Genomic DNA, 7834 nt, shown 5'->3' with positions numbered 1-7834 from the left:
AATCGCCGGACGGGCTGAATAGCCCGTCCGGCGATTGAGGACACCGCCGCGCAGCGGTGGTGCACCCGACACGACCGCCGTACAGACCGCCCGCCCGCGGACGCGGCAACGCAAAGGCCCTCTCCGCCGTTCCACGGCGGAGAGGGCCTCAGAGCGTCCGGGCCACGCGCGAAGCGCTACGGCTACGCGGCCACCTTCGCCGGCTCGGCCGGCGACGTCGTGTCCTGTGCCGGGCCGTTCTCGCGCGGCGTCGGCAGGACGGCCATCAGGATCGCCGAGATGCCGATCGTGGCCGCCCAGCCCAGCCCGTACTTCCCGATGAACGTCGAGGACAGCGGGCCCGTGAACCAGTCGCACTTGGTGAAGCACATGCCCGCGATCAGCGCGATCGCCCAGGCCGTCATGGCCTGCCAGCAGAAACCGCCCACGTACCAGTAGCGGCTCGTGCGGCCCGTGTCCATCAGGCCCTCCGCGTCGTAGCGCACGGCGCGGGACCGGCGGCGGGCCATGTCGACCGCGTACACGCCGATCCAGGCGGAGAAGGACACCGCGAGGAGGATCAGGAAGGTGATGAAGGAGCTGAGGAAGCTCTTCGCGACCAGCATCAGCAGCAGACCGCCGACCAGCGAGATCACGGCGTTGATGCTGACCGCCATCGCGCGCGGCAGCTTCACGCCCATGGTCTGCGCGGTGAAGCCGGCCGAGTACATCGACAGGCTGTTGATCAGCAGCATGCCGATGATCGCGGTGGCCAGGTACGGCACGGCCAGCCAGGTCGGCAGGATGTCACCGAGGAAGGAGACCGGGTCCGGCGCGTCGGCCAGTCCCGGGGTGGCCACGGCCATCACGGCGCCCATCAGCACCATGGGGACCATGACCAGGCCGGCGCCCGAGATCGTCACACCGACGATCTTCTTGCCGGACGCGGCGTGCGGGAGGTAGCGGGTGAAGTCAGGACCGGTGGGCACCCAGCTGATGCCGCCGGCCGCGATGGTGCCGATGCCCGCGATCATCATCGCGGTGGTGCCGGCGGGCTTGGAGAAGACGTCGTCCCAGTGGATGTTGGCGATCAGGTAGCCCAGCACCAGCACGCTGAAGATGCCGAAGAGGTACGTCGACCACGTGTTGCACACGTTCAGGGCCTTGCGGCCCATGCCGCTCACCAGGAAGGTGCAGGCGACGAAGACGAAGAGCGTGATCACGATGAGCACGTTGTTGCTCTTGATGCCGAAGAGCAGATCAAGCACGGTCAGCACCGCATAGGCACCGGTGACGGCGTTGATCGTCTCCCAGCCGAAGCGGGCGACCCACAGGATCGCGCCCGGGAAGAGGTTCCCCCGGACACCGAAGGTCGCGCGGGAGAGCATCGCGCCCGGCGCACCGCCCCACTTGCCGGAGACCGACAGCACACCGACCATGCCGAACGACGCGAGCGCGGCACACCCGGCGACGATCAGGACCTGCCAGATGTTCAGCTCGTTGAAGACGATCAGGGCCGCGCCCATGGTGAGCAGCAACACGCTGATGTTGGCGGCGACCCAGGTCGGGAAGAGCTCACGGACCCGGCCGTGCCGCTCGTGATCCGGTACGGGCTCGATGCCGCGGGTTTCTATCGCGCCTTCGGATTCGGCGGGGACGACGTTGTCCATGTGGGGGCTCCGTGCGGGTGAAGCGGGGGCGGGGAAAGCCGGAAAGGCTGGAGGGGGCCTGGGCAGGCTTGGGCAGACTGGAACGCTGCGGACTCTACGCGCGTCACACAGGACCACGCCATCGTACTTTGCTCCAACTTTGGTCGGTTAGTGCCTTTGGTCCTCGTCACTACGTACGAAGTCACATCCGACCGGCGCCGCGGTGGCCCCGGCGCCGTGGTGTCCGATACTGGGTCCGTTATGGAAATCGTCATCCTTGCTGTAGTCATCGCTGTGGTCGCGCTCGGCGCGATCAGCGGGCTCGTGGTCAGCAGCCGTAAGAAGAAGCAGCTGCCCCCGGCCCCGCCGAGCAGCCCGTCCGTCACCGCGCCGCCCGCCGAGCCGCACGTCGGCGAGGAGGCCGAGACCCCGAGCGCCGAGCCGCGCCGGACCATCGAAGAGGTGGACCTGCCGGTCGCCGAGGCTCCGGTGGCCGAGGCGCCCGTCGCCGTGGAACCGGAGGCTCCGCAGGAGCCCGCCGCCCCGGAGATCGAGGTCCCCGAGCCCACCGCCGGCCGGCTCGTCCGGCTCCGCGCCCGGCTCTCCCGCTCCCAGAACTCCCTCGGCAAGGGTCTGCTGACCCTGCTCTCCCGCGAACACCTCGACGAGGACACCTGGGAGGAGATCGAGGACACCCTGCTCACCGCCGACGTCGGCGTCGCCCCCACGCACGAGCTCGTCGAGCGGCTGCGCGAGCGGGTGAAGGTGCTCGGCACCCGCACCCCCGAGGAGCTGCGCAACCTGCTCCGCGAGGAGCTCCTCACCCTCATCGGCACCGACTTCGACCGCAGCGTCCACACCGAGAGCGGCGTGGGCGTGAACGGCGAGGAGAAGCCCGGCGTCGTGATGGTCGTCGGCGTCAACGGCGTCGGCAAGACCACCACCACCGGCAAGCTCGCCCGGGTGCTCGTCGCCGACGGCAAGTCCGTGGTCCTCGGCGCCGCGGACACCTTCCGCGCCGCCGCCGCGGACCAGCTCCAGACCTGGGGCGAGCGCGTCGGCGCCCGCACCGTCCGCGGCCCCGAGGGCGGCGACCCGGCGTCGATCGCCTTCGACGCGGTCAAGGAGGGCCTCGCCGAGAACGCGGACGTGGTCCTCATCGACACCGCCGGCCGCCTGCACACCAAGACCGGGCTCATGGACGAGCTCGGCAAGGTCAAGCGCGTCGTGGAGAAGCACGGCACGGTCGACGAGGTGCTGCTCGTCCTGGACGCCACCACCGGGCAGAACGGCCTGGTGCAGGCGCGGGTGTTCGCGGAGGTCGTGGACATCACCGGCATCGTGCTCACCAAGCTCGACGGCACCGCCAAGGGCGGCATCGTCGTCGCCGTCCAGCGTGAGCTGGGCGTGCCGGTGAAGCTCGTGGGCCTGGGAGAGGGCGCGGACGACCTCGCGCCGTTCGAGCCCGAGGCGTTCGTCGACGCCCTGATCGGCGACTGAGAAGCGGAAAGCGGCCCTCAGCGAGGGCCGCAGCCAACGGGCGCCGCCGCGGTCAGCACCGCGACGGCGCCCGTTCTGCTGTGCCGGGCCCGGCACTCACGGCGTCGCCGAGCGGTGGCAGACGTACGCCAGCGTGCCCAGCAGCAGCCGCGCCTGCGGCGGGCGGCCCGCCGTGTCCAGGGTCGGCGGGCGCAGCCAGCGCATGGGGCCCAGACCGGCGAAGTCGGAGGGCGGTGCGGTGATGTGGTCGCCGGGGCCGAGGCAGCGCAGGTCGAGCCGGGCGTCGTCCCAGCCCATGCGGTAGAGGAGCTGGGGGAGTTCGCCGGCGGCGCCGGGGGCGACGAAGAACAGGGCGCGGCCGTGCGGGGTCAGGGCCACCGGGCCCAGCGGCAGCCCCATTCGCTCCAGCCGGGCCAGCGCGTGCCGGCCCGCCGTCTCGGCGACCTCCAGGACGTCGAACGAGCGGCCCACCGGCAGCAGCACGGCGGCGCCCGGCACCTCGGCCCAGACGGCCGCGGCGGTGTCCAGCGTGGCGCCCGCCGGGACGGGCGGGGCGAAGGAGAGCGGGTGGGCACCGGGGGAGGGGCAGTCGGCGGCCCCGCACGAGCAGAGGGCGCCGGCCGGGCGCCCGCTCCGGGAGGCGCGGGCACCGGGGATCACGTCCCACCCCCACAGGCCCGTGTACTCCGCGACCGCCGTCACGCACTCCGACGCGCGTCCGCGGCGCCGGGAGCTCGAGCGCAGGTCCCGGATGCCGCCGATTGTGAAGCCCATGCCCCCTCCAACGGGTCGTGCTCGCCGATGGTTACGACTCGGAGTGTCTCGAACACGGACCGTCGCCGAATCCCTTCACGCGGCGGCGTGACGGTGTGTGCCAGGTGGTGCGCTGCGACCCATGCGCCGTGGCGTGCATCGATGCACCCCCTCCCTGATCTTCGTGTGTCAAGTCAATCGCGTAGAGGTGCGGTTGAGTTCATTCCTTGGGGTGGCGAATGGTGGCGTTTACTGGACTGCCCTCGCGGGATCGGTGATCGTAGGATTACTTTCGGTGCACGGAACCCGAGGAGCTGTACCCGCCGGTGGGTATGCCGGAGGCATGGAGAGTCCGCCGCCCGGCCGCTCGACCCCCGGTCGGGGTGGTGCAGCACTGATCGGACCCCCGCAAAAGGGCGGCGGGCCGACCGCGGTTCACGGGCGAGCAGAGTACGGACGAGCAGAGTTCGGAATGGGGGCTTCCAGGTGGGCGGCAACGGCAGCGGCACCGATGGTGCCGAAAAGGCTGACAAGGCGGCCGACAAGCGCCCCAACGAGCAGCTGGGTTCGTGGTTCCTGCGCAGCGGCTGGTCCAAGGGCGAGCTCGCCCGGCAGGTCAACCGCAGAGCACGGCAGCTGGGAGCCCATCACATCAGCACGGACACCTCGCGGGTGCGCCGCTGGCTGGACGGCGAGCAGCCCAGGGAGCCGATCCCCAAGATCCTCTCCGAGCTGTTCTCCGAGCGGTTCGGCTGCGTCGTCGGCATCGAGGACATCGGGCTGCGCACGGCACACCAGTCGCCGTCCGTGTCCGGGGTCGACCTCCCCTGGGCCGGCCCGCAGACCGTGGAGCTCATCAGCGAGTTCTCCCGCAGCGACCTGATGCTGGCGCGGCGCGGCTTCCTGGGCGCCTCCCTCGCCCTCTCGGCCGGCCCCGCGCTCATCGAGCCGATGCAGCGCTGGCTGACCCCCGGGCCCGGCGGCCGGGCCTCCGGCGACCCCGCGACGGACCGCGCCTCGCGCGCCTCCCGGCTCTCCGGCCCCGAGCTGGATCTGCTCGAGTCCACGACCATGATGTTCCGCCAGTGGGACGCCCAGTGCGGCGGCGGGCTGCGCCGCAAGGCCGTGGTCGGGCAGCTCCACGAGGTCACCGACCTGCTCCAGGAGCCCCAGCCCGCGGCCACCTCCAAGCGGCTCTTCAAGGCCGCGGCCGAGCTGGCCGAGCTGGCGGGCTGGATGAGCTACGACATCGGCCTGCACCCCACGGCCCAGAAGTACTTCGTCCTGGCGCTGCACGCCGCCAAGGAGGCCGGGGACCGCCCCCTGGGCTCGTACGTCCTCTCCAGCATGAGCCGGCAGATGATCCACCTCGGCCGGCCGGAGGACGCCCTGGAGCTGATCCACCTCGGGCAGTACGGCTCCCGGGAGACGGCCACCGCGCGCACCCAGGCCATGCTCTACGCGGTGGAGGCCCGCGCCTACGCCAACATGGGCCAGCCCGCCAAGTGCAAGCGCGCGGTGAACATGGCGGAGGACTGCTTCTCCGACTGCGCCACCGGCGACGGCGACCCCGACTGGATCCGCTTCTTCTCCGAAGCCGAGCTCAACGCCGAGAACGCCCACTCCTACCGCGATCTGGCCTACGTGGCCGGCCGCAGCCCCACCTACGCCTCGCTCGCCCGGCCCAAGATGGAGCGGGCCGTCGAGCTCTTCTCCCAGGACACCGAGCACTACCGTTCGTACGCGCTCAATCTGATCGGCATGGCCACCGTGCACCTGATGGAGCGCGAGCCGGAGCAGTCCACCGTCCTCGCCGGCCAGGCCCTCAAGATTGCCAAGCAGGTCCGTTCGGAGCGGGTGAACAACCGCCTCCGCAAGACCGTCGACACCGCCGTGCGCGACTTCGGCGATGTGGCCGAGGTCGTCTCCATCACCGAACAACTCGGCATCCACCTCCCGGAATCGGTCGAGCCCGCACACGCGGTCTGACCGTTCCGGCCCCCGAACCCGGCCGCGGCACCTCCCCGTACAGCCCGACTCGGCTCCCCCACGCCAGGTCACACCGGGTAGGCGTCGCGGTCGGTCATGCCCTCCCCCCCGGCCGCGCTCCCGATGCGGGCGGCAGGGTAAGGGCAGGCCCCGGCCGCCCTCCGGCGGTTCATCGCGGCGTAACACGCACCGCCCCATCGTCACTGCCGCGAAACAACCCGTCGCATCGGCTGAAACCCCGCTGCGCCAACCTCATGGCGAAAACCGGCCCACAGACTTCCCGCCCGTACGGGCCGCCGCCGCGAGGAGACGACGACCGTGAATGGCGCAGACACCGCATTCGTATTGATCAGTGCCGCGCTCGTGATGCTGATGACCCCGGGCCTGGCCTTCTTCTACGGCGGCATGGTCCGGGTCAAGAGCGCCCTGAACATGCTCATGATGTCCTTCATCTCACTGGGCATCGTCACCGTGCTGTGGGTGCTCTACGGCTACTCACTGGCCTTCGGCGACGACATCGGCGGCGGGCTCCTGGGCGACCTCGACCACATCGGGCTCAAGGGCATCAGCCCCGAGACCCTGACCGGTGACGGGGAAGGCATCCCGGTCCTCGCCTTCGCGCTGTTCCAGCTGATGTTCGCGGTCATCACGCCCGCCCTGATGAGCGGGGCGCTCGCGGACCGGGTGAAGTTCAGCGCCTGGGCGCTGTTCATCACGCTCTGGGTGACGGTCGTCTACTTCCCCGTCGCGCACTGGGTCTGGCACGCCGACGGCTGGCTCTTCAAGCTCAAGGTCATCGACTTCGCGGGCGGCACGGCCGTCCACATCAACGCGGGCATCGGCGCCCTCGCCGCGGTGCTCGTCGTCGGCAAGCGCATCGGCTTCACGAAGGACCCGATGCGGCCGCACAGCCTGCCGCTGGTCATGCTCGGCGCCGCCCTGCTGTGGTTCGGCTGGTTCGGCTTCAACGCCGGCTCGGCGCTCGCCGCCAACGGCGTCGCCGCCAACATGGCCATGAACACCCAGGTCGCCACCGGCGCCGCCATGCTCGGCTGGCTCGCCTACGAGCGGATCCGGCACGGCGCGTTCACCACGCTCGGCGCGGCCTCCGGGGCCGTCGCGGGACTCGTCGCCATCACCCCGGCAGGCGCCGCAGTCAACGCCCTGGGCGCGATCCTCATCGGCCTCGTCGCGGGCGCCGTCTGCTCCTGGGCCGTCAGCCTGAAGTTCAAGCTCGGCTTCGACGACTCCCTCGACGTGGTCGGCGTGCACCTCGTCGGCGGTGTCATCGGCACCCTGCTCGTCGGCGTCCTCGCCACGGACGGCGTCGGCGGCCTCACCCAGCTCGGCCGCCAGGCCGTCGGCGCGTTCGCGGTGCTGGCGTATTCCTTCACCGTCTCCTGGATCCTCGCCAAGGTCGTCGAGGCGGCCGTCGGCTTCCGGGCCGGTGAGGACGCCGAGGTCGGCGGCCTCGACCGGGCGTTCCACGCCGAGACCGCCTACGACTTCAGCGCCGTCGGCGGCGGCTCGGCCACGCGCGGCACCTCCGCCGCACCCGCCACGGCGGGCAACGACAAGGCGCAGAACAAGAAGGTGGACGCATGAAGCTCATCACCGCGGTCGTCAAGCCGCACATGGTCGACGAGATCAAGGCCGCCCTGCGGACCTTCGGCGTCCGGGGCATGACCGTCTCGGAAGCCTCCGGCTCCGGCCGGCAGCGCGGGCACACCGAGGTCTACCGCGGCGCGGAGTACACCGTCGACCTCCTCCCCAAGATCCGCGTCGAGGTCCTCGCCGAGGACTCCGACGCCGACTCGGTCGTCGACATCATCGTCAAGACCGCCCGCTCGGGAGAGAACGGCAAGATCGGCGACGGCAAGGTGTGGGTCGTCCCCGTCGAGACCGTCGTCCGCGTACGGACCGGTGAGCGCGGCCCCGACGCCCTGTGACCGGCACGAGGGAGA

6 protein-coding genes are annotated in these 7834 nt (G+C 71.0%); 4 read left to right on the top strand and 2 right to left on the bottom strand.

The window, feature by feature from the left end:
• Positions 1 to 182: 182 nt before the first annotated feature.
• Positions 183 to 1649, bottom strand: coding sequence for a cytosine permease (locus ABZ951_RS17170; protein WP_344095071.1), 1467 nt, complete (start codon positions 1647 to 1649; stop codon positions 183 to 185).
• A gap of 240 nt (positions 1650 to 1889) precedes the next feature.
• Between ABZ951_RS17170 and ftsY the strand changes: the two genes are divergently transcribed.
• Positions 1890 to 3128 carry a signal recognition particle-docking protein FtsY gene (gene ftsY / locus ABZ951_RS17165; RefSeq protein WP_344095069.1) on the top strand — a complete coding sequence of 413 codons (1239 nt, stop codon included), beginning with the start codon at positions 1890 to 1892 and terminating at the stop codon, positions 3126 to 3128.
• A gap of 96 nt (positions 3129 to 3224) precedes the next feature.
• Here the strand turns inward: ftsY and ABZ951_RS17160 are convergent, their stop codons facing one another.
• On the bottom strand, positions 3225 to 3902 hold the full coding sequence (locus ABZ951_RS17160; RefSeq protein WP_344095067.1) for a bifunctional DNA primase/polymerase: 678 nt from the start codon (positions 3900 to 3902) through the stop codon (positions 3225 to 3227).
• A 465-nt stretch (positions 3903 to 4367) separates the two neighbouring features.
• On the opposite strand from ABZ951_RS17160, the gene ABZ951_RS17155 reads away from it, so the two are divergent.
• The 3 genes from ABZ951_RS17155 (at position 4368) to ABZ951_RS17145 (ending at position 7819) form a co-directional block, all read left to right on the top strand.
• Positions 4368 to 5870 (top strand): hypothetical protein, encoded by a 1503-nt coding sequence (locus ABZ951_RS17155; protein WP_361280136.1) that lies wholly within the window; start codon positions 4368 to 4370, stop codon positions 5868 to 5870.
• A 318-nt stretch (positions 5871 to 6188) separates the two neighbouring features.
• Positions 6189 to 7475, top strand: coding sequence for an ammonium transporter (locus ABZ951_RS17150; protein ID WP_344095063.1), 1287 nt, complete (start codon positions 6189 to 6191; stop codon positions 7473 to 7475).
• A complete protein-coding gene (locus tag ABZ951_RS17145; RefSeq protein WP_344095061.1) occupies positions 7472 to 7819 on the top strand; it encodes a P-II family nitrogen regulator in 348 nt (115 codons plus the stop codon). The genes ABZ951_RS17150 and ABZ951_RS17145 overlap by 4 nt, the downstream gene beginning before the upstream one ends.
• Positions 7820 to 7834: the final 15 nt, after the last annotated feature.

Origin of the sequence: Streptomyces sp. NPDC046215, from assembly GCF_040646215.1 — a bacterium.
Lineage (GTDB): Bacteria > Actinomycetota > Actinomycetes > Streptomycetales > Streptomycetaceae > Streptomyces > Streptomyces stramineus.
Note: the sequence above shows the minus strand (reverse complement) of the source record. Positions and strands in the feature narration are given on the sequence as shown.

Bases quoted from the DNA above. Each gene is read 5' to 3' on its own strand.
- ABZ951_RS17170 (WP_344095071.1), bottom strand. From the start codon at position 1,649: ATGGACAACGTCGTCCCCGCCGAATCCGAAGGCGCGATAGAAACCCGC.
- ABZ951_RS17160 (WP_344095067.1), bottom strand. From the start codon at position 3,902: ATGGGCTTCACAATCGGCGGCATCCGGGACCTGCGCTCGAGCTCCCGG.
- ftsY (WP_344095069.1), top strand. From the start codon at position 1,890: ATGGAAATCGTCATCCTTGCTGTAGTCATCGCTGTGGTCGCGCTCGGC.
- ABZ951_RS17145 (WP_344095061.1), top strand. From the start codon at position 7,472: ATGAAGCTCATCACCGCGGTCGTCAAGCCGCACATGGTCGACGAGATC.